This window comes from Desulfovibrio sp. 6_1_46AFAA, from assembly GCF_000224635.1.
GTDB classification, from domain to species: domain Bacteria; phylum Desulfobacterota; class Desulfovibrionia; order Desulfovibrionales; family Desulfovibrionaceae; genus Desulfovibrio; species Desulfovibrio fairfieldensis.
This window is the reverse complement of record NZ_JH114300.1, coordinates 606840-632485: the sequence shown is the minus strand read 5'-3', so window position 1 is coordinate 632485 and position 25646 is coordinate 606840. Positions and strand designations below refer to the sequence as shown.

21 protein-coding genes and 1 tRNA gene are annotated in these 25646 nt (G+C 59.4%); 3 read left to right on the top strand and 19 right to left on the bottom strand.

Translation table 11 applies throughout. From position 1 onward, the window contains the following. Positions 1-197 precede the first annotated feature (197 nt). Positions 198-1922 (bottom strand): potassium channel family protein, encoded by a 1725-nt coding sequence (locus HMPREF1022_RS02580; protein ID WP_009301711.1) that lies wholly within the window; start codon positions 1920-1922, stop codon positions 198-200. A gap of 284 nt (positions 1923-2206) precedes the next feature. Further along, complete coding sequence (locus HMPREF1022_RS02575) at positions 2207-2920, bottom strand: hypothetical protein (RefSeq protein ID WP_009301709.1); 714 nt, start codon at positions 2918-2920, stop codon at positions 2207-2209. Between the two features lie 171 nt (positions 2921-3091). Here HMPREF1022_RS02575 and HMPREF1022_RS02570 point away from each other — a divergent pair, with 171 nt between their 5' ends. Continuing rightward, entirely contained in the window at positions 3092-4306 is a 1215-nt protein-coding gene (locus HMPREF1022_RS02570) for an HlyD family secretion protein (protein ID WP_009301708.1), read from the top strand. Between the two features lie 118 nt (positions 4307-4424). On the opposite strand, the gene HMPREF1022_RS02565 is transcribed toward HMPREF1022_RS02570, so the two are convergent. The 4 genes from HMPREF1022_RS02565 to HMPREF1022_RS02550 form a co-directional block, all read right to left on the bottom strand. Further along, a complete protein-coding gene (locus HMPREF1022_RS02565) occupies positions 4425-7370 on the bottom strand; it encodes a response regulator (RefSeq protein ID WP_009301707.1) in 2946 nt (981 codons plus the stop codon). Beyond that, positions 7367-8641, bottom strand: a complete 1275-nt coding sequence (locus HMPREF1022_RS02560; protein ID WP_008684387.1) for an ABC transporter substrate-binding protein — start codon at positions 8639-8641, stop codon at positions 7367-7369. The genes HMPREF1022_RS02565 and HMPREF1022_RS02560 overlap by 4 nt, the downstream gene beginning before the upstream one ends. A 442-nt stretch (positions 8642-9083) precedes the next feature. Beyond that, on the bottom strand, positions 9084-10820 hold the full coding sequence (locus HMPREF1022_RS02555) for a YcaO-like family protein (protein ID WP_008684384.1): 1737 nt from the start codon (positions 10818-10820) through the stop codon (positions 9084-9086). Beyond that, complete coding sequence (locus tag HMPREF1022_RS02550) at positions 10817-11536, bottom strand: class I SAM-dependent methyltransferase (protein ID WP_008684382.1); 720 nt, start codon at positions 11534-11536, stop codon at positions 10817-10819. Before HMPREF1022_RS02550 ends, HMPREF1022_RS02555 begins: the two co-directional genes overlap by 4 nt. 240 nt (positions 11537-11776) lie before the next feature. On the opposite strand from HMPREF1022_RS02550, the gene HMPREF1022_RS02545 reads away from it, so the two are divergent. Then, on the top strand, positions 11777-12625 hold the full coding sequence (locus HMPREF1022_RS02545) for a 50S ribosomal protein L11 methyltransferase (RefSeq protein ID WP_009301706.1): 849 nt from the start codon (positions 11777-11779) through the stop codon (positions 12623-12625). 112 nt (positions 12626-12737) lie between these two features. Next, on the top strand, positions 12738-13241 hold the full coding sequence (tpx, locus tag HMPREF1022_RS02540) for a thiol peroxidase (RefSeq protein ID WP_008684378.1): 504 nt from the start codon (positions 12738-12740) through the stop codon (positions 13239-13241). Between the two features lie 115 nt (positions 13242-13356). Here the strand turns inward: tpx and HMPREF1022_RS02535 are convergent, their stop codons facing one another. From HMPREF1022_RS02535 to rpiB, 13 genes are all read right to left on the bottom strand, one after another. Further along, positions 13357-14205 (bottom strand): hypothetical protein, encoded by an 849-nt coding sequence (locus HMPREF1022_RS02535; protein ID WP_008684376.1) that lies wholly within the window; start codon positions 14203-14205, stop codon positions 13357-13359. Between the two features lie 73 nt (positions 14206-14278). Then, positions 14279-15574, bottom strand: a complete 1296-nt coding sequence (gene rho, locus HMPREF1022_RS02530; protein ID WP_008684374.1) for a transcription termination factor Rho — start codon at positions 15572-15574, stop codon at positions 14279-14281. Positions 15575-15816: 242 nt separating this feature from the next. Beyond that, complete coding sequence (locus HMPREF1022_RS02525; RefSeq protein ID WP_008684373.1) at positions 15817-16332, bottom strand: CarD family transcriptional regulator; 516 nt, start codon at positions 16330-16332, stop codon at positions 15817-15819. 306 nt (positions 16333-16638) lie between these two features. Then, positions 16639-17256: an aminoacyl-tRNA hydrolase gene (pth, locus tag HMPREF1022_RS02520; protein ID WP_008684372.1), complete on the bottom strand. Its 618-nt coding sequence runs from the start codon at positions 17254-17256 to the stop codon at positions 16639-16641. Positions 17257-17304: 48 nt separating this feature from the next. Next, the gene (locus tag HMPREF1022_RS02515) at positions 17305-18183 is read right to left on the bottom strand and encodes an alpha/beta hydrolase (RefSeq protein WP_008684371.1); all 879 of its coding nucleotides are present in this window, start codon (positions 18181-18183) and stop codon (positions 17305-17307) included. 585 nt (positions 18184-18768) lie between these two features. Continuing rightward, positions 18769-19386 (bottom strand): 50S ribosomal protein L25/general stress protein Ctc, encoded by a 618-nt coding sequence (locus tag HMPREF1022_RS02510; RefSeq protein WP_008684370.1) that lies wholly within the window; start codon positions 19384-19386, stop codon positions 18769-18771. 105 nt (positions 19387-19491) lie between these two features. Continuing rightward, positions 19492-20439 carry a ribose-phosphate diphosphokinase gene (locus HMPREF1022_RS02505; protein ID WP_008684369.1) on the bottom strand — a complete coding sequence of 316 codons (948 nt, stop codon included), beginning with the start codon at positions 20437-20439 and terminating at the stop codon, positions 19492-19494. A gap of 204 nt (positions 20440-20643) precedes the next feature. Then, positions 20644-20718 (bottom strand) — tRNA-Gln (locus tag HMPREF1022_RS02500). Beyond that, complete coding sequence (gene ispE, locus HMPREF1022_RS16925) at positions 20709-21611, bottom strand: 4-(cytidine 5'-diphospho)-2-C-methyl-D-erythritol kinase (RefSeq protein WP_009301705.1); 903 nt, start codon at positions 21609-21611, stop codon at positions 20709-20711. The genes HMPREF1022_RS02500 and ispE overlap by 10 nt, the downstream gene beginning before the upstream one ends. Continuing rightward, entirely contained in the window at positions 21608-22141 is a 534-nt protein-coding gene (hslV, locus tag HMPREF1022_RS02495) for an ATP-dependent protease subunit HslV (RefSeq protein ID WP_008684366.1), read from the bottom strand. The genes ispE and hslV overlap by 4 nt, the downstream gene beginning before the upstream one ends. Beyond that, the gene (locus HMPREF1022_RS02490; RefSeq protein WP_008684364.1) at positions 22141-23553 is read right to left on the bottom strand and encodes a beta-barrel assembly-enhancing protease; all 1413 of its coding nucleotides are present in this window, start codon (positions 23551-23553) and stop codon (positions 22141-22143) included. Before HMPREF1022_RS02490 ends, hslV begins: the two co-directional genes overlap by 1 nt. Positions 23554-23603: 50 nt before the next feature. After that, positions 23604-25055, bottom strand: a complete 1452-nt coding sequence (cysS, locus tag HMPREF1022_RS02485) for a cysteine--tRNA ligase (protein WP_008684362.1) — start codon at positions 25053-25055, stop codon at positions 23604-23606. A 151-nt stretch (positions 25056-25206) separates the two neighbouring features. Beyond that, positions 25207-25641, bottom strand: a complete 435-nt coding sequence (rpiB, locus tag HMPREF1022_RS02480; protein ID WP_008684360.1) for a ribose 5-phosphate isomerase B — start codon at positions 25639-25641, stop codon at positions 25207-25209. Positions 25642-25646: the final 5 nt, after the last annotated feature.

Sequence of the window (25646 nt, the reverse complement as noted above, 5' to 3'; positions counted from 1 at the left end):
TTCACGCAGGAAACGCGCCAACGCCAGAAAAGAATGCGAGTAGGCGGCTTTGCTCGCCGCAAGCGAGTATTTCAAGTGTAAATACTTCAGGGCGAGCCGATTCGCATTTCTTTATATCCGGTGTTCAAAGGGGCCATAAACACACGGCGGCCGCGCAGTGAACGCGGCCGCCGTGTGTCGTATCCCTTTACCGTGTTTTAATCCGTCAGTGCGGAATCCTGGCCGAATTTTTCGTAAAAAGCCTTTTCCGCCTGTGAATCCCCGATGAGATACATTTCCTCGCCTTCCTCAAAAACGTGGCCGGGATCGGGGTTGATATGCATTTCTCCGTCCGTGTCGCGCAGGGCCACCACGCTGCAATGGGTCAGGCTGCGGATGCCGCTGCCCATGAGCGGCTTGCCCGCCAGGCTCTTGCCCACGGCGCTGCGGAAAATGTTCAGACCTTCGTTGATCATGGTCACTTTGCCGGGAGCCAGCAGATTGATGATGCTGTTGGTGACCATGGATGCCAGGGAGAGCACCAAATCCGCCCCGGCAGCGTGCAGGATGCCCACGTTGCGGTCGAGCGTGGCGCGGCTGATGATCTGGATGTCCTCACGCAGGCGGCGGCAGTAAAGGGTCAGATAAATATTGGTGTCGTCGTCATGGGTAGTGATGAGTACAGAGGGCGCGGTGCGGATGCCCGCTTTTTCCAGCACGTCCAGGTCCGCGGCATCGCCCACGACCATATGCTCTTTCTGGACGCGGGGTTTGGGATTTTTGTCCACAATGCTGTACTCGCGGCCGCTGGCGTGCAATTGACGCGCGGCTGCCAGGCCCACCCGCCCGCAGCCGAGGATGACCACCGACGCGTCATTGCAGGTATGCTTGGCGGGATCGCACGGTCCCAGCAGATGATTGACGGCGTCGATCTGCTGGTAGGTACCGGCAATAACCATAACCATGGTGTCCGTGAACACCGTGTCCGGGGCGGGCAGTACAAATTTCCCGCGCTCCCACAGGCCGATGACGTTGGCGCCGGTGGCCTTGCGCAGGCCGCTTTCGCGCAGGGATTTGCCCACCAGGGGCGTGCGCATGACCGGGGCTTCGGCCACCACCAGTTCATTGAAGCGGCTGATCACGCTGGAACGGGCCTGGGAGTTGAGCACGCGACGGGCCAGGGCTTCGCCCAGCAGTTTGTGGAACTGAAAGACATGGCTGCTGCCGGCCAGTTGCAGGATGTCGATGGCGTCTTCGCTCTGGGCCGCGGCCACAATGGGCACCTTGGCGTCCACGTCGCGGGCGGTGAACACGATGTTAGTATTGCGCACATCGCTGTCCAGGGCCACCAGCATGGCGGCCTCGGACAGGCGCAGGTTGCGGTAGACCTCGCTGGAGTCGTGTTCGCCCACCACCGCGTCATAGCCCTGATCCAACAGGTCCAGGGTGGTCTGGCTGTCACGGCAGAGCAGCACGCAGTGCGCGCCGTAATTTTTCAGATCGTCCACCAGGTTGAGGGCAATGGGACTGGTGCTGACCACAATGACGTGCCCTTTGGTATCCGCGGGAATGGAGCGGGGCGTATGGCCCTTTTTCTGGGCCTCCAGCCACGGGGCGTAAAAAAACTGAATAAAGGTGAAGGGCAGCATGATCAGGAGCAGCAGCACGCCGGACATGAGCACCACGATGGAGAAAACCCGTCCCAGATCCGAAGTGAAGGTAATGTCGCCGAAGCCCAGGGTGGACATGACCGTCAGCGTCCAGTACACGCCGGTCACCCAGGAGAAGCTGCGGTGCTCATATTGCATGATGTAGTGAAACAAAATGCTGTAGAGGGCGATAAGGCCCAGCAGCATGGCGAAAAAGCGCAGCAGAAAACCCATGTTGCGGCGCACGCTGTGCTGCTGCATAAAGAGGCTGATTTGGGACGAAAGAAATTTCATGACGACTCAAGAGAGGAAGGGTGAAGGTGAAGGACACTGGAAACCGGACGAAGCCGCTCCTGAGAGGTTGTCATCAATCCGGGCCGTTCCGTCAAGCGCGGAATGGCGCGCCGGGGCCGGATACGCCACAGGCCGACGCATTGCGGCGTCGGCCTGCGCGGAACCCCGGAGCAGTTCAACGTTAGAATTTTAAGACTTGAAGTGCTCGTTTACGGCGAGTAAAACCCGCCTGCTCACATTTCGCGGCAAGGATTTGCTGTCAATGCCGCGACACGTGTATAAAATCAGAGGCTGCGTTCTTCCAGGCCGTCGCTCTTGTCGGCCGGGGCTTTTTTCGGCGGCTCGGTGACGGTTTGCAGGCCGGGCACCACATCCTGCACCTCAGTGGAGGGCAGCAGGGGATCGGCGGCGGCCCGCTCAATGACCTTGCTGTTGCGCACGTAAAGATTGCAGGCCAGGCCGAAGCATTCCCATACGGCGGCCACCGTGCCTTTGAGCGGCTCGCGCTCGTTGCGAGGCGGCGGCACGAGCACGTAATAGGTGCGGGTGCGCCCGCCCATCTTGGGCTCCACCATGCAGGAGACGATCCACTCGTCTTCGCCGTCATCGTTCCAGTCGGCAATGGCCACCATATTGACGGTGAGTTTCTGGGTGGCGTGGTTGATGCTGAAGCCGTTGGGCCAGTGTTTCACCCGGCTGTCGGGTTGCAGGGTGGCGGCAAAATTTTCCCCCAGGTAGACATGGCCGGAATCGCCGAACATGAAGGAAGGCGAGAGCCTACGGAAGAGCGTGTCCCCGTAGTTGCTGAAACCGGCGAAGGAGAAGGGCGACACGTAGGCGCCGTCGTTGTCCAGCAGGCGGCGGGCCTGCAGTTCCTTGGGCATATGCCGGGCCATCTGGACGAATTCTTCTTTTTCCACCACAACCACAGGGCGGGTGGCGCAGCCGAACAGCAGCCCGCCCAGGCAGAACAGGGCGCACAAACGCGGTATGGACATGATTTCTCCTGTATCGAAGCGCCGTTATCGGGATATTCCCTGCCGCTCCGGAAACTTCGCCTTTGTATGCGTCCGGACCGGGCTTGTAAAGGGTGGAACTGAATGCTGGTACAATATCTGCATATTTTTTTCAGTTCTGTTTTTCTGACATTTTGATCTGCCGAGGCATATATGGCGGAATCGTTGTATCTGGAAATGCCCGCGCGGAAAAAGTCCCCGGCCGGGGGGCTGTTTCGCCGGGTTCGATTTGTTCTCTTCCTGGCTGTGGCGTTTGTCCTGCTGGCGGCGTTTTGGTGGTGGTTGGCTGGCGGTCGGGTGGACAGCGTCCGGGCCGTGCTGGACGGCATGGTCTACACGGTTTCGCCGGAATTTTCAGCCCGGCTGGAAGCCCTGAGCGTGCGCGAGGGCGATAGTGTCACGGCGGGCCAGCCCGTGGGGCGCATGGACGCAGACGATTACGCCCGGCATCTGCGGGAAGCAGGGCAAGAAGCGGCTTCCCTGCGCCCGCCGGATATGGCGGAAATGGCCGGACGCCTCAGGCAGGCCCAGGAAGCGGAAAGAGCTATGGTGCAGCGTCTGGCCCAGGCCCGTCACGAGGAAGAAGCCAAGCGGCGCCGGCGCGAAGAACGCGTGACCGAGCATGTGCGGGCCCAGCTCAATCTACGCTCTCTGGACAGCCGGGGCGGCGAGCGCGCGGCGGGCAAAAGCCGCTATGCCGCGGCGCAACGGGCCGAGGCCGAGGCGCGCGCCCGCATGGAAGACGCCAAGGCGGATTTTGAACAGGTCAGCCGCATGCGTGCGGCCATGGATCAGGAGTTGGGCCGGGTCCGCGATGAGGTGCTGCGGGCCAAGCAACTGGCTTCGCGCAACCGCTATGTCGTGCCTGGAAGCTCCCGTACGGCCGCGCCTCTGCCTGCGCAGGCGGACGGCACATTGTATGCGCCGGTGAACGGCCGCGTGCTGCGGGGCAGCGCCGCACCCGGCCAAGTGGTGCAGCGGGGCGAGCCCGTATTGCTGATTCTGCCGGAAGGAGCGGACGCGGCGCAATCCTTCTGGGTGCAGGCTTACTTTCCCCTGGCCGCCGGGGAAGCCATCAGGGCGGGGCAGGCCTGCGAGGTCAGGCTCATGTCCGACGGCATGCGCCTGAACGGCACGGTGGCCGAAGTGCTTGCGCCGCAGCCCCTGCCCAGCGGCCAAGCGCGGGAACTGGCACAGGAGGTGGCGCAGGGACTGACGCAAAAGGGCAGAACGGAAGTCAGCGGCGCAACGCTTTTTCTGCCCGTGCGGATCAGGCTTGATGCCCCCCCGCCCGCCGGTCTGCTGCCGGGCCAGTCGGTGGACTGCGTGGTCAGGACGCGCAGTATTCTGGGATTCAGCGGCTTTTAGAGTATTTTTGACATGGAAAATGTTTAAACGCCCCGGCGCGGATTTTTCAGGAGGCGCGGGGCGGCCTCAGGCGTCGCATTGCCGACAGACGGCAGACAGCCTGAACGCCGCAGACCGGTTATTGCACAAGATTCGCCAGCGTCTGGTAGAGTAAATTGAAATCCAGCGGCTTTGGCACATGGGCGTTCATCCCCACATCATGGGCACGCCGGATGTCCTCAACAAACGTATCCGCAGTCATGGCAATGACCGGAATACGTCGGGCGTCTTCTCTCGGCAGGTTCCGTATTTTTTGCGTGGCTTCATAGCCGTCCATGACAGGCATCTGAATGTCCATCAGAACAGCGTCATAATATCTTTCCGCGCTCCCGCGCATTTTTTCGACCGCGATTTCCCCATTGGCCGCCTCTTCGACCGTGGCCCCCGCCGCCGTCAGGATTTCCCTGGCTATTTCGGCATTCAGCTCATTGTCTTCCGCAAGCAGGATACGTTTGCCCGACAGGTCGGCGGTAACAGCGGCACCCGCTTGCCGCGCCGTCCCATTGCCGCCGGGAGCGGCGAACTGCTCAAGGACGTACAACAGGCGGGAACGGAACAAAGGTTTGGCAATAAAATCATTGACCCCGGCCTGACGGGCCTCCCGCTCTATTTCAGACCAGTCATAGGCGGAAAGCAGAACAACGGGTAGCGTGGCCCCCACAGCCGTCCGGATGCGTTTGGTCAGTTCAATGCCGTCCATGCCGGGCATTTTCCAGTCCACGAGAACCGCGAAGTACTCCTTGCCGCGTTCCCGCGCCGTTACGATGCGCTCTATTCCCTTTTGCCCGTCTGTGACCCATTCACTTTGCATCCCGGCGTCATCAAGAATAAGGCAAACGCTTTCACAGGCCGCCTGATCGTCGTCGATAATCAGGACCGGAAGGCCATGCAGATTTTGCATGACCCGCTGTCCAGCATTGACCCTCTTCAGGCTGAAGCCGACCGTAAACGTCGTCCCCTTGCCCGGTTCACTGGCGACAGTAATGTCACCGCCCAGCATATGCACGATATTGCGTGTGATTGCCATGCCGAGGCCGGTTCCGGCGATGTTTTTCTGCCGGGCTTCATCGGCGCGCTCAAAGGGCAAAAAGAGACGTTCCAGGAATTCCGGCGTCATGCCCATCCCGTTATCCCTGAGGATAAACTGGAATTTGCTGTAGGCCGGAGAATTGTCATGGAATTCCGAGATGCTGAAATCAATGTTTCCGCCTTCAGGCGTATATTTAATGGCATTGGACATGAGATTGATGAAGATCTGCTGAAGGCGCAGAGGGTCGCCGATGAAATCCTCGTGAACGACGTCATTGATGTGGACGTTCAGCGTATGATTTTTTTCTTTTAAAAGCGGCTGTACCGCGGTAAAGAGCGTTTCCACAAGCTCCGCAATATTGAACTCTCTTTCATTCAGCGCAAGCCTGCCGCTCTCTATCTTGGACATGTCGAGCACTTCATTGATGAGGTCCAGCAGAAGGTTGGACGACATGGTAATTTTGTGCAGGCAATCCTGAACCTTGGCCGTATCTTGGATATTGACCCTGGCGATTTCCGTCATGCCGATGATGCCGTTCATGGGGGTGCGGATATCGTGCGACATGCTGGACAGGAATTCACTTTTAGATTTGTTCGCCTGATTCGCGCTTTCGCTGGCGTCTTTCAATGCCTGTATATACAGGCTTTCCTTGAGACGGAGCTCTGTCACGTCTTTGGCGATGAGAAGTCCGGCGATGTTTCCGCTTCTTTTGTCCTTGGTCAGGGTAATATTCTGTTTGATGAAAACAGCGTGTTCCCGCTCGGAAAGAATCCGGTATTCAAGCTCCTCTTCCATTATTCCCCGGGCGGCCAGATCGGAAAAATGCTTCGGAGACATTTTTTCCAGCACGGTCTGCCGGTCTTCCGGAACAATGTTTTCCGTCGCCCAGTTCCGGATAACCTCTCTATAGGGTGCGGCCTGAACTGAAGGGAAGGCGGCCAGGACAGTGTCCAGTGTGCTGAGGGAGCAAAAAACTGTTTCTATTTTGTCGCGGCTGATATTGAAGGAAAAGGCCATGCAGGCATTGGAAATAATAGCCTGTTTGTATTGTAATTCTTTATCATATTCCTCCCTTGTCCGCGTATAGATGATTATGACAAAAAGAAAGCAGGCGACAAAAATGCCGCACATGATGAAAGATTTTTTCAGAATCGAGTTTGCTTCCTGTAAAATAACGCTATTGGGCGTAATGGAAATAAAATACCAATTACGAAAGTGCAATGGAGTATAGCAGAGTACTTTTTCCTGCTCTTCGTCCTGAAACAGGATTGCCCCTGTTTCTCTCTTTTTTATCTTTTGCTTCAGGTCATTGAGGCTCGATTCCATCCGCGGGGAATGAAATATATCGTAAATATTGAGAAAACTTTTATTGCTGGCAGGGTGGAGCGAACGAAGGATTATGTCGCCGGATTCATTGATGGCGTAACAGAATCCCTCATTATTATAGAACGCGGGCGAATATTTATTGTAGAGTTCCTCAATGGGGGTGTCCTTTAACAGTAAACCCCTGCTTCCGTCATGAAATGTAACGGCAATATAGGCACTTAAAATCCGTCTTCCGGTCAGGGGGCTGATATATGGCCCGATAATGCCGTTGGTCGCCGCGGTATTCCCCAGTATGTTTTTAACTTCCGCAGGCAAGGCATCGGCTTGAGAACCGCAATACATGCTGTTTTCATTGATAAAGTGGATGGAAGTGTCTGGCGAGGAAAATTCCTGAAGCTTGTCGCAGATAGCTTTTTTATCGCTCAAGCGTAACGCCCCGATTTCATGCGCGGCAAGACGCAATATTTCTTTATCTTTGTTCAGGGCTCCTTCCAGTGCGTTGGCACCCTGTTCCGTGGTCTCAATAAGGTTTCTGGCCGCATTTTTCCACAGCGATTCCTGCACTGTTCGAATGAAAGACAACACAACAAAGATCAGCAACAGGGACGATGCAATAATCGCCCCCATGACGTACCAGTTCGTTTTGATGCTCTGATACTGATGCTTCATAACGTTTGTTCCTGAATTGCCGCTGCGACGGCGTCATCAAGGCTGCGGCAGGCCTGCTCCACGCTTGCGCCCTCGAGAATTTTGAGGGAGGCCGCGCGGGAGATTTCCCAGATGGGGAAAACAAACCGGCTGTCGGCGCCTATAATGGCCCGGCCGTTGCGCAGATGTTTTTCCAGGTTTTGCAGCAGGAGATTGCTCGTGGAAAACGCTTTGAGAGGACTGAAGGAAGTCTGATTGGCGCAGAATCTGTTGATGGATTCAGCCTGGATCATATAGCGCAAAAAGCTTTTGGCTTCGGGAAGATGCTTGCCGTGCGCGTTCAGGGCGAGCCTGGTGTCGATATTGATGACCAGAATCGGCCCGTCTTCCTGAACCGGATAGGGAACGACCGAGTACCGGAAATTCGCCATTTCCCTGAGACGGGTGGATGCCCACAAGCCTGTGAGCATGAAGGGGGATTCGCCCCCGGCAAAATCCGTCAGGTCGTCTCTGGTTTTTCGCGTGACCAGCGTGCGCTGCCTGTCAATGTAGCCGTGGTCGCACAGCTCTTTCAGGAGCGCGAAGCCGCTGCGAAAATATGTGCTCAACGGAAGTTTGCCCGTATTGACGAGGTCGGAGACGTTCTCCCCGGACTGATAAAAGGCGGGCATTCCTCGCGCAATGACCAGTGTTTTCAGCGAAATATCATTATTGGCGATAATCGGGGTGATGCCCGCGTCGCTGAATTTCTTACAGGCCGCAAGAAAATCCTGTAGAGTATCGGGAAGCGAAACGCCGTGCTTCTTCAGGAGATCCAGATTGCAGTAAAGGCCGAATGCGGAAATGCTTGTGGGGAGAGCCCAGACAGAGCCTTTTGCATCCCGTATCTGCGAGAGGGCAGGTTCGGAATAGTTCTTGAGTTCCGGTAGGTCCGAAAGCTCGACGAGATGCCCCTGCCGGGTCAGCGCGGGCAACATATCCTGACTTACCATAAAGATATCGTGCCCGTTATTGGTTTCCATCTGCTTTTTCAGAGCCCGGAAATATTCTCTGCCCTTGATGCTTTCATAAAGGACATTAATGGTTTTGCTGTTATTGATGAATTCCGTCATCAATGATTCAATGGTAAGAACATTTTCCGTCTCCCATTTAAAGCCGAAAAACGTGAGCTGGATGTTGCTCTTGTTGGCGGCATATTCATAGATGACAGGCTGATATTGTTGAGGAAAAAATTTCACCCAGGAAAAAGCGAAAAGAATGATAATCAGAAGTAGAATGAAAAAATTTTTCATCCGATACCTCAATGCGCTATATGCAAAAAACCATGCACAAGCTGTCGTCATGCATGGTCTTCACAGAGCCGATATTACAGCGCCATTCCGTCGAATGATCGGTGTTTGTAATCTCTAGGGCATTTTGCGTTTGAAACGTTACACATTTCAAACTTTACGCCGTCCGCGTGTTGAGGAAGCGGTAGCCGCTGGCGAGTCTTCGAACCATACGGATACCGACAGCAATGCTAAAACGCGGTTTATCGTTGCTGGCAATGCTCATAAGCCCTTTGTGGGCTACGGGCACGGCTGCGCCGCCTTCGGCCGCTTCCTTGCACTGGGGCGCGGGTGTCCGCTCGCGCGGCCACCAGAGTAATTCACTCATTTCAATCGTGAATTGTTCTCATCCCTCTGCAGCATAATATACTTATGATATTCGGATTTTAATTTTTTGCAATCCTGTTCAGCTCTCCAGCTCCGCCAGATGCTTGCGGGCGAAATCCAGGGAGGGGTCCAATTCCAGCGCGGTGCGCAAATGCCGGGCCGCTTCTTCCTTTTGGCCCAGGAATTTCCGGCAGAGGCCCAGGTTGGCCAGATCCAGGGCCGAGCCCTTGTCCACTCTGAGCACCGCCGCAAAGGCTTCGGCGGCTTCGGCGTAACGCCCGGCCTTGAAGCGGGCAACGCCCAGAAGATTGCCGTATTCCTTCATTTCCGGGCAGAGTTCCACGGCCCGGACCAAGGCGGGCAGGGCTTCCTGCCAGCGGCCCTGCAAGGTCTCCGCGTACCCGGCATAAAAAGCGGCCAAGGCGGCGGCGTCGTTGTCCGGCTGCAAGGGCAGGGCGGCGTTGAAGAGATCGCGCGCCGCATCCCACTGTTCCGCGCGCAGGGCCAGCATACCCCGGAAAAAAGGCAGGAAGTGCGCCTGCGGATAGCATTCCTCCAGCACCGCCAACCCGGCCAGGGCCTGATCCGCGTCGGCTTCCTCGGCCAACTTGCGGCCCACAAAGAGCCCCAGGCTCTGGTTGCGGTCCCGTTCGCGAAAGGACAGGCCCGGCGCAATGCTGTAATGGGCCGGAATGCCCAGATCGGGGTGGGTCGTCTCCACCGCATAGACTTCCAGCGGCGCAAGGCCGCGCAGGGCTGCCAGCAGCTCATCGCGGATATCGCCGCTTTCCACGCCGGGCAGGCTGCTCAGCGCCGCTACCGGGCCTTCCAGCAGCCAGGCGGCCTGCTCCAGGCTGGTGAACTTGGGCAGGCCCGAGGCTTCATAGCAGGCCTGGGTACAGAAATCACCGGCCAGCTGGGCCACTTCGGTAACCGCGCGGATGGCCGCCTTGGCCGGAGACGCCGCTGTGCCCGCCGTAAAAATAATTTCCGAACTCTGCGGAAAGGTGGCCGGATCCCAGGCCAGGGCCGCCACAGTGGGCAACGGCATGCCCAGGGAAAAATCTTTGAGGACCAGGCGCACGCCTTCCCGTTCGAAGGAGGAGAGCAGTTTCTTCAAAATCGGGTCGTCGCAACCGGCCGGGTCAATGGTCGGCGTTCGCGGGCGCTCGCGGTCCGCCCGGCAGCAGGCGTGCCGCTCCACCAGTTCGCTCAGGCCCTGCAAAAGGGACTCCTCGGCGCTGTTGCCCGCCGAGGTGCCGTTGAATTCGCTGAGCAGCTTGAACCAGTCCAGGGGCAGCCAGACCGTGCGCCCGCTCAGCAGATGGGTGGCCGGGTAGAACTGCCAGGGCGTCAGGTCCAGCACACGCCGGGCCTGTTCCGGGGCAAGCCGGTCGTCCACGGAGCGGAGCATGGCTTCCAGAGGCAACATTCGGTCGCCGAAACGGGCTTCGGCTTCGCTCCAGGTGGCCCGGATCATGTGCGGGCGCTCCTGCCAGAAGCTGAAAAAGGCGAAACGCTCCATAAGCTCCATCAGGGCCGACGCCCGCGCCTGTTCCGGCGAGGATCCCTTGCCCATTTGCTTGCGGGTGGGCATGATCTCGCGGGCGTCCGCGCCGCAGACGCTGAGATAGACCGGAATGCCCAGACGGCCCACGTCCACCCGGCGGGTTTCCGCCAGAATGTCCAGATTCACGGCGGCCAGGCGCTCCTGCACATGGGCGATGGTCTGGGCCGGGCTGACGGCTTTGTCCAGATCCTTGGTGTAGCCCTTGGGGCAGGGGGTCAGTCGGATGATCGGCAGGGTTTCGCTCATGGCCGCTCCAGAATCAGGATGCTGTAGATGCGCCGTTGTTCCTCGCCGTCTTCGTCGCGGCTTTTGACGCCGATACGGCCTTCCATGAGTTTGAAGGATTTGGTCGCCAGTTTGGCGAAATGGGGCTTGGCCCGGGCCAGGTCCGTGCAGAACAGGGCTTTGCCGCCGGGGGCCAGATGACGGTCCACGAATTTAAGCAAAGGCCGGTGCAGTTCGTCCAGATAAAGGAGTTCCGAGGCGGCGATCAGATCAAAGCCCTCGCTGAAGCGCGGGTCGCGGCCCGGCGTGGTCACATCCACAAAACGGACTTCCACCTGATCCTGAAGGTTGTTGCGCAGTACATTGGCCTTGGCGAAGCGCAGGGCGTCCTCCACAATGTCGCTGAGGACGATGCGCTTGAAACCGTAGCGCGCGGCCACCATGCTGAGGATGCCGCAGCCCGCGCCCAATTCCAGCAGATTTTTGCCCTCGGGTTCATACTTGCGCAGCAGACGGCCCAGTACAAAAGAGCCCGGCCAGACTTTTGCCCAGAGCGGCAGATCCTTGAGCGGATTATGGATGGCCTTGCGTTGCAGCAGACCGTCCAGATGGGCCTGCATATTGCGGATGGTCAGCACTTCCAGAGCGCCGTCGTCCACCTGGAGGGGCTCGAAATCCACATCAAACGTCGTGCGGATGGCCGCAAGAAGGCTGTCGAGATCGTCAGTCTGGGGCATGGGTATTCCTTGGCGCTGTGATTGTAATATGCGGTGGGATGAACTGGGTATGTACAGCGAGTTCGGCCACAAATCAATCCGTGGCGGCGCGACGGACAGGGCGGCCGCGGCTCCGGCGTGAGCCCGTCCTTGTTTTTCCGCACGGTGGCGGCTACCATGGTTTGTCCGTAGCGGGCAGGGGACGGCCCCGGCCTGGCGCGGAGGCGGACAAGCCGCGCACGACAGAAAGGAATGGATCGGATGAAACAGATTTTCCGTCTGGATATTGTGGCTCAGGAAGGGGATTTTGACCGCATCAGCGGTCTGCTGACGCTTGGGGTGTCTTTCGGCTGGGCGGAGGAAAGCTTGGCCACAGGTGAAACGCGCTTCCGCGTGCATTGCGAACAGGAAGACTTTCTCCAAAAATTGCGCGAAAGCGTGTCGCGCGCCGCGCCCGAGACGCGTTGCACCCTGGAGGCGCTTGAGGTCCAGGACTGGCTTTCGGCTTGGCGGCAGTTTTTCACGCCGGTCTGCTGCGGCTCGCGTTTTGTGGTATTGCCGCCCTGGCTGGCCGAAAGTCCGGACTTTCCGGGCCGCACGCCCGTTCTCATCGAGCCCAAAAGCGCCTTCGGCACCGGACATCACGCCACCACGGCCCTGTGCCTGGGGGTTGTGAGCGATCTGCTGGATCAGGGACGTATCGCGTCCGGCCAGACCTTTCTGGATCTGGGTACAGGTTCCGGCGTGCTGGGCATAGCCTGCTGCAAAAGCGGGCTCAGCGGCCTGGGTTTGGACATTGATCCGCTGGCTGTGGACAATGCCTTGGAAAACCGGGAACTCAATCAAGTGCGCGGTTTTGACGCGGCACTCGGCGGCATAGAGGCTGCTGTGGGCCACAGCTTTGACCTGGTGCTGGCCAATATCCTGGCCCGTCCCTTGATGGAACTGGCTCCGGCCGTGGCCGCCGCCCGCAAGCCCCACGGCTGTCTGGTGCTTTCCGGTCTGCTGGAGATCCAGGCCGACGGCGTGGAGGCCGCCTACAAGGCGCAAGGCCTGCCGACAGCCCGGCGGGTCATTGAGGGAGAATGGTGCGCCCTGGTCTGGGAGTAATCCGGGGCCGCTGGCTGCCGTCAACTTCAACTTGTCAGGAATAATTATTGACAAATTAAAGGGCCTGAGGCAGGCTGGTCTCATCTAAAGTATAATATAAGGAGTTCTTCATATGAATACTGTCACGTTTCAGGGCAATCCCCTGCATCTTGAGGGCGAACTGCCCGTCGTGGGCCAGAAAGCTCCGGATTTTGTTCTGGCCGCCAATGACTTGAGCCCGCGCGGGCTCAAGGATTATGCCGGTAAAGTGCTGGTTCTGGTCAGCGTGCCTTCGCTGGACACGCCGGTCTGCGATATGGAAGTGCGCCGCTTCAACACGGAAGCCGCCGGACTTTCCGACAAGGTGCGCATTGTGGCCGTAAGCTGCGATCTGCCTTTTGCCCAGGCCCGCTGGTGCGGCGCCGCCGGTGTCAAGTCCGTGGAAACTCTTTCCGATTACAAGGACACGAGCTTCGGAAAAAATTACGGCGTGCTGATCAAAGAATTGCGTCTGCTGGCCCGCGCCATCTTCGTGGTGGCTCCTGACGGCAGTCTGGCGTACAGCCAACTTGTGCCCGAAGTGACCAATGAGCCCGATTACGATGCCGCCCTGGCTGCGGTAAAGAAGCTGGTTTAAGACGGGGAAAGTTCATCCGTCCGTGCAAAAAAGCCCCGCATCAAGCGGGGTTTTTTTGCGTCAGTCTGACAAAAAAGGCTTCTCCGTTCAGGAAAACGGCTTTGGGTGAAGCGTTTCAGGAGCGCTTGTCGCGCCCGCATGTCGTGTCCCGCAACTCTCCGGCACGCCGGATTTCCGGCTGCCGGGGCGCCGGACGGTTGACGGCTTCCGCCGCCTGACGCCGGGCGGCAGGGCCGGGTGAATCCCCGTCATCCAACGTTTCGTCCTTGTTTCGCGCCGGAGCGACGTAGCTGGGGCTGCCTCTGAAAGATGCGGGCCGCGCCCAGGCCTCCACTTCCGGCGGAAGCTCCCTGCCGTTGAGGGCCGCCGTATATTCCTCCGCGTCGCCGGACTCCGGAGCTGAACCGTGCCGCAGCCATGCACGCAGCATATCTGAAATAGGCCCGGCGTCGGCGCGGCAGGTCAGAAGCATGCCCGCCTGCCAAGCTTTATCCGAAACGTCCAGAGGATGGCTGCTGCCGTTCACAAGCGAACGCCCGCCGGCGCTGTTTCCAAGGCGCGGAACAATTCGCAAGCGGCAGAATGAACCATTCCGTTCGGCGCGCAGATCAATTTGGTCCGCCGGAAAAGCGCGGAATTTCAAACGGCCCAGCCAGCGGCGGGACAGCAGGATTTCTCCTTTTTCCCGGTTCAGCAGCAAGACCGGACGCGCCGGACGGGAAGCGGCAAAACAGGACGCGGCGGCCAGCAGAAATCCGCCTGCCCCGGCCAGTGCCGCATGGTGCCGCTTGGACAGGCCCACCAACAGAAACAACAGGGCCAGAGCCAGAAATGACGCGGCCAGAAAACGCGCCAAGCCGGCGGATCGGGAGGAGCCGGCGGCCACAATGCGCAATGTGGCCTTGTCCGCCATAGACGGCCAGGGCAGTTCCCTATCGGCCATATTCTGTGTTTGCTCGTCCATGCCCGTTCAGTGATGAAAAAGCCTTTCTCCGGTACCGGGAAAGGCTTTTGCGTTGTTGCGGGAACGTGGGCCGCTATTTGCCCATGGCGTTCATAAAATCCTTGTTCGACTTGGTGCCGCGCATCTTGTCCAGTAAGAATTCCATGCTGTCGATGGGCGACATGGGAGCCAGGATCTTGCGCAGAATCCAGACCCGGTTGAGCACGTCGTCGGCCAGCAGCAGGTCTTCCTTGCGGGTGCCGGTGCGGTTGATGTCGATGGCCGGGAAGACACGCTTTTCCGAAAGGTGGCGGTCCAGGTAGATTTCCATGTTGCCGGTGCCTTTGAATTCTTCAAAGATCACCTCGTCCATGCGCGAGCCCGTGTCGATGAGGGCAGTGGCAATGATGGTCAGGCTGCCGCCTTCCTCAATATTGCGGGCCGCGCCGAAAAAGCGCTTGGGACGTTGCAGGGCGTTGGCGTCCAGACCGCCGGAAAGCACCCGGCCCGAGGAAGGCGTTACCGCGTTATAGGCCCTGCCCAGGCGGGTGATGGAGTCGAGCAGAATGACCACGTCACGCTTGCGCTCCACCAGGCGTTTGGCCTTTTCCAACACCATTTCACAGACCTGCACATGGCGCTGCGGCGGTTCGTCGAAGGTGGAGCTGATGACTTCCGCCTTTTTGACCGTGCGTTCCATGTCCGTGACTTCTTCCGGGCGCTCGTCGATGAGCAGCACGATGAGGTAGACTTCGGGATTATTGGCGTTGATGGCGTTGGCCAGAGCCTGGAGCAGAATGGTTTTACCGGTGCGCGGCGGGGCCACGATAAGGCCGCGCTGGCCGCGTCCGATGGGGGCCATGAGGTCGATGACCCGGTTGGAAAGATTTTTCTCGCCATTTTCCATGACGAGCTGATTATCAGGATAAATGGGGGTGAGGTTGTCGAAAAGAACCAGGTTTTTGGCGTGTTCCGGGGGTTCAAAGCCTATTTCGGTCACCTTGAGCAAGGCGAAATAGCGTTCCCCCTCTTTGGGCGGCCTGATCTGGCCGGAAACGATATCCCCCTTGCGCAACGAGAAACGGCGGATCTGGGAAGGAGAGACATAGATGTCATCCGGCCCCGGCATGTAACTGCACAGAGGCGAACGCAGAAAACCGAAACCGTCGGGCAGTATTTCCAGCACGCCGTCGCCGTAAATGGCGCCGTTTTGCGAAGCGCAGGTCGATAGGAGCGCGAAAATAAGCTCCTGTTTGCGCATGGAACTCGCATTTTCGATTTCAAACTGTTCGGCCAGCTCCATGAGTTCCTGCATGCTGCGGGTCTTTAAATCCGTAAGACTCATGACGCTGTCGGTCAACAGTGCGGGGGTCGTTTTCTTTTTACGCATAACGGTCCGATTTTTTGAAGCAACTACGTGAAAAAATATCTACAATGTCAAAAGGCATTGTAGTACTGCAGGCAGAGTGTAAGGGAACGAAAAAGACGTGTGCCAATGCGATTAGCGTATCTTTGGCATTATGGCAAGGAAAAAATATAGGATATGCCGCTCAAACCTTGCGCCTTGCTTGTGCCCGTGAGGGAAAAAACCGCTTTAACGGCTGCGGTTGCCATATGCTGCCGCAACGCCCGTCAGTTGGCTGCTGCCTCGGCTTGGGGCGGCGGTGCATAGCGTTCAAGCAATTCCTCGCGCAGGGAGTCTTCCGTCAGATGCAGCACTTCGGCCAGTTCACCGGTCACCAAGCCCATTGCCTGTTCCTGCAGACGGCGTTCGCCGAAGGAGAGCTCCTTGCTGCGGCTGATGAGCAGCAACTCGCGCAGGACTTCCGTAACAACGGCAAGGTCCGGACTTTTGAGGCGCTCGGAATATTCGCGGAAGCGTCGGTTCCAGTTCTGTCCGGTATAGATTGTCTTATCCGTGTCGCCGCGCAGGGTCTCAAGAATGCCTTGAGCGTCGGCCTCGGGAGTGAGGGTGCGCAAACCCACATTGGCGGCGTTGTTCACTGGGACCATCAGCGTGATATTATTGGCGCGGATGCGGACAATATAGAATTCGCACGCGATGCCGCCGATATTCTGGCGGTCGATGCGCTCTATTTTGCCCACGCCCTGGGCCGGATAAACCACGAGATCGTCCGGTGCGAACATTATTTCACCACGCGTCCCACGGGGACGCCGTTGCGCAGGGTTGCTCAACTACTTGAGAAGCCTCACAGACGAGGCAAAATACGCGCGGAAAGCGGATTTCCGGCGAATTTCCGCCGCCTTGGGCAATGCGCTGGCTGCGCCCGGCCTGCCGATTCCCACAGGGAAAAGGGCGGAAAAGAGAACGAAATATGCATGAAGAGGCATGGATATAAATATCCACTCTCCAAAACAGATATCCCATTTGCGAACGGGTGTCCAGAGAAAGGGAAATTTTACTTGTCGCCGTGTCAGCCTCAGCGGGTGGATTCAGTCTTTGGCTGCCTTGGGCGGATTTGCCGCGCGGGCCTCGCGCACGGCGGCTTCCAGCCCCTTGTCCGCAAAGGCAAAAAGAGTATCAAGAGCTTTGGGCAGAACAGCGCGCAGGCGTTCGGCGTCCTCCGCGTCGGGGCGCCCAAGAACCCAGTTGATGACGTCGCCCTTGTGGGGCGGGCGGCCGATGCCCAGGCGGAGCCGGTAAAAATCGGGCGTGCCCAGCAGTTCGGTGATGGATTTGAGGCCGTTGTGCCCGGCATTGCCGCCGCCGCGCTTGAAGCGAAGTTCTCCGGCCGGGATGTCCAGTTCGTCGTGGGCCACCACCAGTTGTTCCGGCTTGAGTTTGTGCCAGACCAGCAGCGGCTGCACGCACTGGCCGCTGAGGTTCATGAAGGTCTGGGGCATGGCCGCGAGCCAGGTCCCATTCAGTTGGGACAGGCGGACCCGCCAGAGTTCGCAGGAAAATTTGCCGCCGTTGAGAGAACTGAGGCCGCCCTCCTTGTCCGCCAGCTCCAGCAGGGCGGAAACCAGGGCGAAACCGCAGTTGTGGCGGGTGCCTTCATAGCGTGGGCCGGGGTTGCCGAGGCCCACCAGAACGCCTGTATATTCCATGAGAGAGTTCCTCTTAATGGTTGAGACGCAAAAACCGCGGCAGCCTCTTCAGGGCGCGTCCGTGGCTTCCAGCCGCAGGGGCAGGCCCAGGCCCGAGCAGGCCGCAGCGGTCGTCCGGGCTATATAGCGGCAGAGCAAAGGGTTCATGGCGGCCAGATGGCCGCCGTTGGGCAGCCAGATCAGGCGTTTGTACGGCGCGCGCAGCAGGTCGAAGGTGGACAGGGCCAGCGTCGGGGTGAACAGGGCGTCGTCCTCGGCGTTGAACAGGTACAGCGGGCAGTGCAGGCGCGGGGAAAGGCGGGCGTTGAACAGGCTGGCCAGGAAGGCCAGAGGATAACTTGAACGGCTTTTGCGCCGGTTGACGCGGATATGGCGCGCTCCGGCACTGATCCGGCACAGGGAAAGATAGGCAGGCACCGGCAGGGGCAGGCGCGGCACGCGGCGGGCCAGGGCGTTGATGGCGGCCATCAGCTTCTCGCGCCGTGCGGCCAGCGGACGGAACAAGGTCAGACTGATGGCTTCGTCCTGCTGGGGCAGAACGCCGCAGATGGGAAAAGCAGCGGCCAGCCGCCGGGAGGACGCTGCATGGGCCAGGGTCAGGATGCCGCCCTGGCTGTGCCCACAGGCCGCCAACGGTCCCAGACCGGCGTCGTGCAGCCATTGCTCGGCTTCCAGGCCGTCGTGCAGCAGGTCGTCAAACGTGAAGCTCACATTGTGCGGATTAAGACCGTGCCCGGTCAGATGCAGGGCGGCCACGGCAAAGCCCGCTTCGCGCAGGGCGGCCAGCAAAGGCCGGTACTGAAAGGGCGAGAGCATGGTGCCGGGGTAAAACAGCATGGTTCCGGCACCCGGATTGGGCCAGAGCTCAAGAATCAGGCCCCGGCGGCCGTGCCGCAGCCGATGGTATTGGATTGCATAGTTGCGCATAAAAGATCACTGCCGGTAAAGCGCGCGGCGTACAGGACGACGGCTCTCCCGAATAAAGGGAACGCTGAGTAGTGAGGATTTTTGCCAAGACCGCTGCCGTTGCCGCCCCGGCAATTTGTTTGAGCGGCTCACGACGGAGTTGTATTGCGGATCAAGACAGCGGCATTATGGATGGCGACAGCGATTATATGGAGCGAGCTGTGTCGCTATCCATGCTTGTCCCCAAGCATGATTTTCCGTCGCACAGCTCAAAGGCATTCATGCGGCCCACAAGCTCGCCTTACCAGTGCTTCCTAGAGCAGATTAGCTTTGAAATCGTGCCAATTTCAAAGCTAACGCTGCCCTCAACCTATCGTTGCTGTCGTCATCCGTAGCGCTGCTGTCCTTATCTGTACGGATCCTGCGTCGCCTACAGCTAAAGCAACCCTCGCTTTGCTCACGAGCGGCTAAAGGCACCTCGGCTTCAGGCGCAGGCGTCCGCTTTCGCGGCCGCCAAGGCATTTCAACATTTTCAAAGTTGAAATACCCTAAAAATGAGGCCGGTCCCAGCGGACCGGCCCCAAAAAACACGGCGGAAAAACGGGCTTATTCCGCAGCGGCGGTCGCGCCTTCCTCGCCGCCTTCTTCCCCATCATCCTTGGCCTTGGCCAGCACGCTGACCACGGCGAAGTTTTGGTCATAGACGGCGGTCACATTGGCGGGCAGCTGCAGGTCGGCCATGTTGACGGTGTCATTGATGTCCATATCGCTCACGTCAATGGTGATCTTCTTGGGCATATCCAGGGGCTTGCTGCTCAGGCGCACGCTTTCGCGATAGGTCTCCAGCACGCCGCCCAGCTTCACGCCGCGCGAAACACCCACGAATTCCAGAGGCACGTCAACCTTAACTTCCTTGTTCAGGTCCACACCGTAGAAGTCGATGTGGGTGAAGCATTTCTTGTAAGGGTGGCGCTGCACCTGCCAGATCAGCACAGGGTGCGTGCTCTTCTGGCCGTTTTCGTCGATTTCGAGATTGAACACGGTGGTGTGGCCCACTTCCTCATAAAGCTTTTCCAAGGGCAGGGTAGGGGCCTGCACGGTGATGTTTTCACCCTTGCCCGTGTAGAACACGCCGGGGATCAGTTCCTGGGAACGCAGACGACCGCTGGGACCCTTGCCGCAATCTTCGCGTTTCTGCACGCTCAACGTTTTTTCAATGTCCATGATCCACTCCTTGCTGGCCGCCGCCTGAAACGTGCGGAAAAAGTTCGTATGAGTTGCTTGCCATTCCCTTGCGGGACTTATTCGCTTTTGTCCGGCGCGCGCCGGCTACACAAACAACACGCTTACCGAAGAGCCGGTATGAATGTTGTGAATGGTTTTGCCCAGCAGCGCGGCCACAGAAATGACCTTCAGCTTGGGGCAGCGCTCCAGTTTGTCGCCCAACGGGATGGTGTCGGTGACAATGACCTGGGAAAGGGCCTCGGTTTCGTTGATGCGGTCGATGGCCGGGCCGGAAAGCACCGGATGTGTGGCGCAGGCCACAATTTTGGTGGCCCCGTACTTGAGCAGCACTTCGGCCCCGGCGCAAAGCGTGCCCGCGGTGTCGATCATATCGTCCACCACAATGGCCACGCGGCCTTCCACTTCGCCGATGACGTGCATGGCCTGGGCCTGGTTGGGCCGGTCACGGCGCTTGTCCACAATAGCCAAGGGGGCATTGAGCCGTTTGGCATAGGCCCTGGCCCGCTCCACGCCGCCCGCGTCGGGCGAGACGATGACGATTTTGTCTTCATTAAGCTGGCGCAGGCTGTCCAGCATGACCGGCACAGCGAAAAGATTGTCCACCGGACAGTCGAAAAAGCCCTGAATCTGTCCGGCATGCAGATCAATGGTGACCACGCGCTCGGCCCCGGCCACACTGATGAAGTCCGCCACCATCTTGGCGCTGATGGGCGCGCGGGGGCTGACTTTGCGATCCTGGCGGGCATAGGCGTAATAGGGGATCACCGCCGTGATGCGCCCGGCGCTGGCCCGCTTGAGCGCGTCCAGCATCAGGCAGAGCTGCACGAGATTGCGGTTGACCGCGGGCGGACAGGTGGGCTGGACCACAAAAACGTCGTCCCCGCGCACATTGTCGCCGATTTCAATGCGCAGCTCGCCGTCGCTGAACGTGGTAGCCAGCGTGGGCGTGAGCTGACAGCCCAGGTGATCACAAATGGCCTTGGCCAGATCCGAATTGGAAGAACCTGTGACTATTTTCAGGTCGCTGAACATGAGGCCGCCTTGCTTTACGCGTTCACGGGCAATGAACGTGTTTTCACCTTTTAGAAGCGCCCGTTAATACATACCGGCGCTCTTGAAAAAGCACCGTTCCGCCACCGGCAACGCCAATAACAATTACGGATGGTGACAGCATTGCTCTTGTTGCAAGGCGAACCAGCTTCGCCGCTGCGCAACAATTTCAAAGCGAAATTCTGGTGGCTGGGATGGAAGGGTTCGAACCTTCGAATGACGGAGCCAAAACCCGTTGCCTTACCACTTGGCTACATCCCAGTATTTCCCAAAGGGAGCAGATAAACGTGCCTTTTATCCTTGCGCAACGCCGTTACGGCGTCTTCGGCCCTGGCAGCAGCCGCGCGGCTGAACAGACCCAGCACGCTGGACCCGCTGCCGCTCATGCAGGCAACACCGGCCCCCAGGCGCAAAAGATCCGCCTTGATGGCGGCCAGTTGCGGATACTGGGGAAAAACCACGGCTTCCAGGTCATTGCGGATGTCCCACACGGACCACACGCTGTCCCCTGCTCCAGAGAGAAAAAATCCATTAGCCTTGCACGGGCTCTTTGTCAAGTCGTTTTGCCTTGCTACCTGCCCTTTTCCGGGGAAAAGAACGTCATAGCGGGCAAAAGCCCAGGCGGTGTCCACATGGATGCCGGGGCAGACCAGCACAAGGTTGAGGCCGGAAAAGTCGTAACCCATGGGCGTCAGCACTTCGCCGATGCCCTGGACCCGGCAGGGCTGATTGTACAGAAAGAAAGGCGTGTCCGCGCCCACGGCAAGCGCCGCGCGGGCCAGGCAGGCGTCATCCAGCGGTTGAGCGGCACGCTGGTTGAGCCAGAGCAGCAGGGAAGCGGCGTCGCTGCTGCCGCCGCCAAGACCGGACCCAAGCGGAATGCCCTTGCGCAGTTCCACCGTAATGCCGGGCGCGCTGCCCGCGGCCTTGACAAAGGCCGCGTAGGCCTTGGTCAGCGTATTACGCTCCGGGTCCAGGCCAGGCTCGTCACAGCGGACGGCAATGCCCTGTCCGCCAGTTTCGCTGATCTCCAGATGGTCGCAGGGGGTCGACAAAGGGTAAAACAGGGAGTCCAGCTCATGATAGCCGTCAGCCCGCACGCCGGTCACGTGCAGCCCCAGATTGACCTTGCAACCCGCCGTGAGCCGGGTCATAGGGTTTCCACAGTCAGATGGCCGTTAGTGTACACGCAGATTTCCGAGGCGATGCGCATGGACTCGCGGGCCACGCTTTCCGCGTCGAGATCGCTGTGCCGGGTAAGGGCCCTGGCCGCGGCCAGGGCATATGGGCCGCCGCTGCCGATGGCCGCCACGTCGTCGTCGGGTTCAATGACGTCGCCCGTGCCGGAAACCACCAACAGGTGTTCGTTATCGGCCAGCAGCAGCATGGCTTCCAGCTTGCGCAGGTACTTGTCCTTGCGCCACTCCTTGGTCATTTCCACGGCGGCGCGCAACAGATTGCCGTGCACTTCCTTGAGCTTGGTCTCGAACAGCTCAAACAGGGTGAACGCATCCGCCGTGGCACCGGCGAAACCGGCCAGAATGCGCCCCTCATAGAGACGACGCACTTTCTGGGCCGTATGTTTCATGATCATGGTCTGGCCCAGAGTCACCTGGCCGTCACCGGCCATGGCCACGTGGCCGCCTTTTTTCACTGCCAGTATGGTTGTCGCGTGGGTATCCATCAGCTTTTATCCCAGATTTCCTTGCGTTCCTTGTAAGCCGCTTCCAGCCGCTGGAACTGCCGCTTGTCCGGCGAGCGGTTGGCCAGGGCCTTGGCCTGATTGAAGTAGCGTTCGGTTTGTTTTTTATTGTTGGAGTACAGGGCGCTGTAGGTCATATGGATGTAGGCGTCCAGGTTTTTTCCCGCCTTGCCCAGGGAGCGGGCATAGGACTCGTGCACCTCGGCATCTTCCGGCACATAGCGCAGTACCTCGGTGTAGTACTTGTCCGCCTGGGCCTGGCGACCGGTTTCATCCAGCATTCTGGCGTAGAAAAAGGATGCCATGTAATCGCGCGGGTCCAGGCGCATGGCCTGGCGCAACAGGCCGTCCGCGCGGCTCATGTCACCCTTGCGGTAGTGGAAGGCCCCGGCTTCGCGCAGTACCAGCGGGTCCGAAGGGGCGGCGGCCAGGGCCTGGTCGAAGGCCGTACTGGCTTCATTGATTTTGTTCTGGCGGGCCAGCACGATGCCCCGGCCCATGGACGAGAGGCCGTCCTTGCCGGAGAAGCGTTGCAGGGCCGCCTGCTCGTCGCCGTAACGGGCCCACAGCAGGGTTTTGACGCGGGTGAAGCGCCGGTTGTCCAGCTTGCGGTCGCGGATGTCGGCGGGCATGGTCTGGATGCGGGCCTGCAATCCGTTGATGCGGTCGCCGATGGCCGGGTGGGTGGAGAGATAGGTGGGCACGCTGGTACCGCTCATCCAGCTTTTCTGGCGCAGCACCTTGAAGCCGCCTACCATGCCGCTGGGCGGGTACCCGGCGGCTGTCAGGTATTGCAGGCCGATATGATCGGCTTCGCTTTCGTCCACACGGCTGTAATTGAGCATGGCCGACTGCCCCGCGCCCATGGCGCCTATGGCCAGAGCGCCGCCGCCCGGTCCGCCGGCGGCCACGCCCGCGATAGCCAGCAGGAGCGAACCCACTGTCAGGTACTGCGCCCGTTCCAGGCGGGCGGCCACATGGCGCTGGGTCACATGGGCCAACTCATGGGCCAGCACGCCCGCCAGTTCGTCCTCACGGTCCAGATTCATGATCATGCCCGTGAAAACGAAAACATATCCGCCGGGCACGGCAAAGGCGTTGAGGGAATTGTGCAGGACTACCGTGGCCTTGAAGCTGTACGGCTGGGGCGGCAGGGCCTTGACCAGGCGGTCCAGCAGATACTTGACGTACTGGCTTACTTCCGGGTCTTCGACCACCGGCAGACTGGAGCGGACCATGACATCGAACTTGTGGCCCATCTCCTTTTCATCTTTGATGGACACGCCGCCGAAAAAGAATGCCCGCGCCGGTACGGGGCAGAGCTGCGGCAGCAGAAAGGCCAGCAGAACCAGCAGGGCCGTCCAGCGGCGGGCGGCGAAACAACGAAACGACATACTATCCTCTCGGCAAAGCCGGGCCGGGAGTCGGCGTCCGGGAATGCTGGCTATTCCAGATCCCAGGCCTGTCCTTCCGGCGTATCCCGCACGTTTACGCCCAGGTCGAGCAATTCCCGGCGCAGGGCGTCGGAGCGGGTAAAATCCTTCTGCATGCGGACTTCCCGCCGCTGGCGCAGCAGATCTTCCACACGGTCCATATCCAGGTTTTTACGAGCGGCGCGCATGGCGCGCAGTTCGGTCAGAAATTCGACGGGATCCCTGCCGAACAGGCCCAGCTGAGCATCCCAGTCGCGGGCGCGGGCCAGAAAATCCTCCAGCAGATCCCGCGTGCTTTCAGCCGCGCGCAGATTTTTTTCTTCCAGCAGGCGATTGACGATGCGCACCTGGGAGAAGATTTGGCCCAAGGCCTGGGCCGTGTTCAGGTCGTCGTCCAGCGCGGCTTCAAAGGCCTGGGGCAGGGCAGCCCATTCCGCCGACAACTCGGCGGGCAGAGGCGTCTTTTTCCATGAGGCGCGCTCCAGAGCCTTGCGGGCCTCCATCAGGGAAGAATAGACCCGGTGCTGGGCTTTTTCCGCCTCGTCCATGCCTTCGGCGGTAAAATCGATGGGGCTGCGATAGTGCTTGCCCAGCAGGAAAAAGCGGAGAGTTTCGGGCAGATAGCTTCCCAGAATGTCGCGGATGGTTTTGAAGTTGCCCAAGGATTTGGACATTTTTTCCGCATTGACCTGCACAAAGCCGTTGTGCACCCAGTAGCGGGCCAGCTCGCAACGGCACACGGCTTCGGACTGGGCAATTTCGTTTTCATGGTGCGGGAAGACCAGATCCTGGCCCCCTCCGTGGATATCCAGGGGCAAATAGGGGCTGCTCATGGCCGAGCATTCAATATGCCAGCCGGGACGGCCCTTGCCCCAGGGGCTGTCCCAGGAGGGCTCGCCGGGCTTGGCGGCCTTCCAGAGGGCGAAATCCAGCGGATCTTCCTTTTCTTCGCCCGGCGCCACGCGCGCGCCCGAAAGCAGTTCATCCAGGCTGCGGCCGGAAAGTTTGCCGTAGGGCGGGTAAGAGCGCACCCGGAAGTAGACGTCGCCCGACGGCGTGGCGTAGGCCGTGCCCTCGGCGATCAGCTTGGCGCAAAGCTCCTGGATCTGGGGGATATATTCCGTGGCGCGCGGTTCCAGGTCCGCGCGCAGCACGCCCAGGCGGTCCATGTCTTCATGAAAGGCGTCGATATAGGTTTGGGCCACTTCCTGCCAGTCGCGGCCTTCCTTGTTGGCGCGGTTGATGATCTTGTCGTCCACATCCGTAAAATTGCGCACAAAGGTGACTTCCAGGCCCAGATGGCGCAGATGGCGGACCAGTGCATCGAACACCAGGGCGGAACGGGCGTGGCCGATATGGCAGTAGTCATAGGCGGTGATGCCGCAGACGTACATATGCACTTTGCCCGGCCGGACAGGAATGAATTCTTCTTTTTGACGGCCCAGAGTATTGTAAATCTGCATGATGATCCTTTAGGGGCTGTTCCTGAATGATTCTTGCTTTTAGAGTAATGCACGTTTGAAAAGAGTGAATTGCTCCAGCAGGAGTCCCAGAGCCGGTCCTTGGTACTGTCCTGGAAAAAGCGGCGGAAACGGCCGTCGGCCAGCCTCCGCCTCAGGCGGGAACCTTGAGCAAATCCAGGCGGCGCTGATGGCGGCCCCCTTCAAACTGGTTTTCCAGAAAGGTTCCCACGATCGCCAAAGCCAGCTCCACGCCCGTGACACGCGCGCCCAGGCAGAGCACATTGGCGTTGTTGTGGCGGCGGCCGAAGCGGGCGTGCAGCTCGGTGGTGCAGAGCGCGGCCCGGATGCCGGGATGGCGGTTGGCCGCCAGAGACATGCCGATGCCCGTGCCGCAAATCAGAATGCCGGGGCAGTTTTCTCGTTCCACGGCTTCGCAGAGTTTATGGGCGAAGACGGGATAATCGCAACTGTCTTTGGAATAGGCGCCGTCGTCGATGACCTCATAGCCGAGTCCGGTCAGATGCTGGGCCAGGGTGGCTTTCAGGTCGAAGCCGGCGTGATCCGAGGCCAGATGGATGCGTTGCATAAACT

What these genes read in the sequence shown, in the direction of transcription:
- HMPREF1022_RS02490 (WP_008684364.1), bottom strand. Translation starts at nt 23,553, where the DNA reads ATGTCGTTTCGTTGTTTCGCCGCCCGCCGCTGGACGGCCCTGCTGGTT.
- ispE (WP_009301705.1), bottom strand. Translation starts at nt 21,611, where the DNA reads ATGACCCGGCTCACGGCGGGTTGCAAGGTCAATCTGGGGCTGCACGTG.
- HMPREF1022_RS02575 (WP_009301709.1), bottom strand. Translation starts at nt 2,920, where the DNA reads ATGTCCATACCGCGTTTGTGCGCCCTGTTCTGCCTGGGCGGGCTGCTG.
- HMPREF1022_RS02535 (WP_008684376.1), bottom strand. Translation starts at nt 14,205, where the DNA reads ATGGACGAGCAAACACAGAATATGGCCGATAGGGAACTGCCCTGGCCG.
- HMPREF1022_RS02580 (WP_009301711.1), bottom strand. Translation starts at nt 1,922, where the DNA reads ATGAAATTTCTTTCGTCCCAAATCAGCCTCTTTATGCAGCAGCACAGC.
- HMPREF1022_RS02525 (WP_008684373.1), bottom strand. Translation starts at nt 16,332, where the DNA reads ATGTTCGCACCGGACGATCTCGTGGTTTATCCGGCCCAGGGCGTGGGC.
- cysS (WP_008684362.1), bottom strand. Translation starts at nt 25,055, where the DNA reads ATGCAGATTTACAATACTCTGGGCCGTCAAAAAGAAGAATTCATTCCT.
- rpiB (WP_008684360.1), bottom strand. Translation starts at nt 25,641, where the DNA reads ATGCAACGCATCCATCTGGCCTCGGATCACGCCGGCTTCGACCTGAAA.
- HMPREF1022_RS02570 (WP_009301708.1), top strand. Translation starts at nt 3,092, where the DNA reads ATGGCGGAATCGTTGTATCTGGAAATGCCCGCGCGGAAAAAGTCCCCG.
- tpx (WP_008684378.1), top strand. Translation starts at nt 12,738, where the DNA reads ATGAATACTGTCACGTTTCAGGGCAATCCCCTGCATCTTGAGGGCGAA.
- HMPREF1022_RS02555 (WP_008684384.1), bottom strand. Translation starts at nt 10,820, where the DNA reads ATGAGCGAAACCCTGCCGATCATCCGACTGACCCCCTGCCCCAAGGGC.
- HMPREF1022_RS02510 (WP_008684370.1), bottom strand. Translation starts at nt 19,386, where the DNA reads ATGGACATTGAAAAAACGTTGAGCGTGCAGAAACGCGAAGATTGCGGC.
- pth (WP_008684372.1), bottom strand. Translation starts at nt 17,256, where the DNA reads ATGGAATATACAGGCGTTCTGGTGGGCCTCGGCAACCCCGGCCCACGC.
- HMPREF1022_RS02545 (WP_009301706.1), top strand. Translation starts at nt 11,777, where the DNA reads ATGAAACAGATTTTCCGTCTGGATATTGTGGCTCAGGAAGGGGATTTT.
- hslV (WP_008684366.1), bottom strand. Translation starts at nt 22,141, where the DNA reads ATGGATACCCACGCGACAACCATACTGGCAGTGAAAAAAGGCGGCCAC.
- rho (WP_008684374.1), bottom strand. Translation starts at nt 15,574, where the DNA reads ATGCGTAAAAAGAAAACGACCCCCGCACTGTTGACCGACAGCGTCATG.
- HMPREF1022_RS02565 (WP_009301707.1), bottom strand. Translation starts at nt 7,370, where the DNA reads ATGAAGCATCAGTATCAGAGCATCAAAACGAACTGGTACGTCATGGGG.
- HMPREF1022_RS02515 (WP_008684371.1), bottom strand. Translation starts at nt 18,183, where the DNA reads ATGCGCAACTATGCAATCCAATACCATCGGCTGCGGCACGGCCGCCGG.
- HMPREF1022_RS02550 (WP_008684382.1), bottom strand. Translation starts at nt 11,536, where the DNA reads ATGCCCCAGACTGACGATCTCGACAGCCTTCTTGCGGCCATCCGCACG.
- HMPREF1022_RS02560 (WP_008684387.1), bottom strand. Translation starts at nt 8,641, where the DNA reads ATGAAAAATTTTTTCATTCTACTTCTGATTATCATTCTTTTCGCTTTT.
- HMPREF1022_RS02505 (WP_008684369.1), bottom strand. Translation starts at nt 20,439, where the DNA reads ATGTTCAGCGACCTGAAAATAGTCACAGGTTCTTCCAATTCGGATCTG.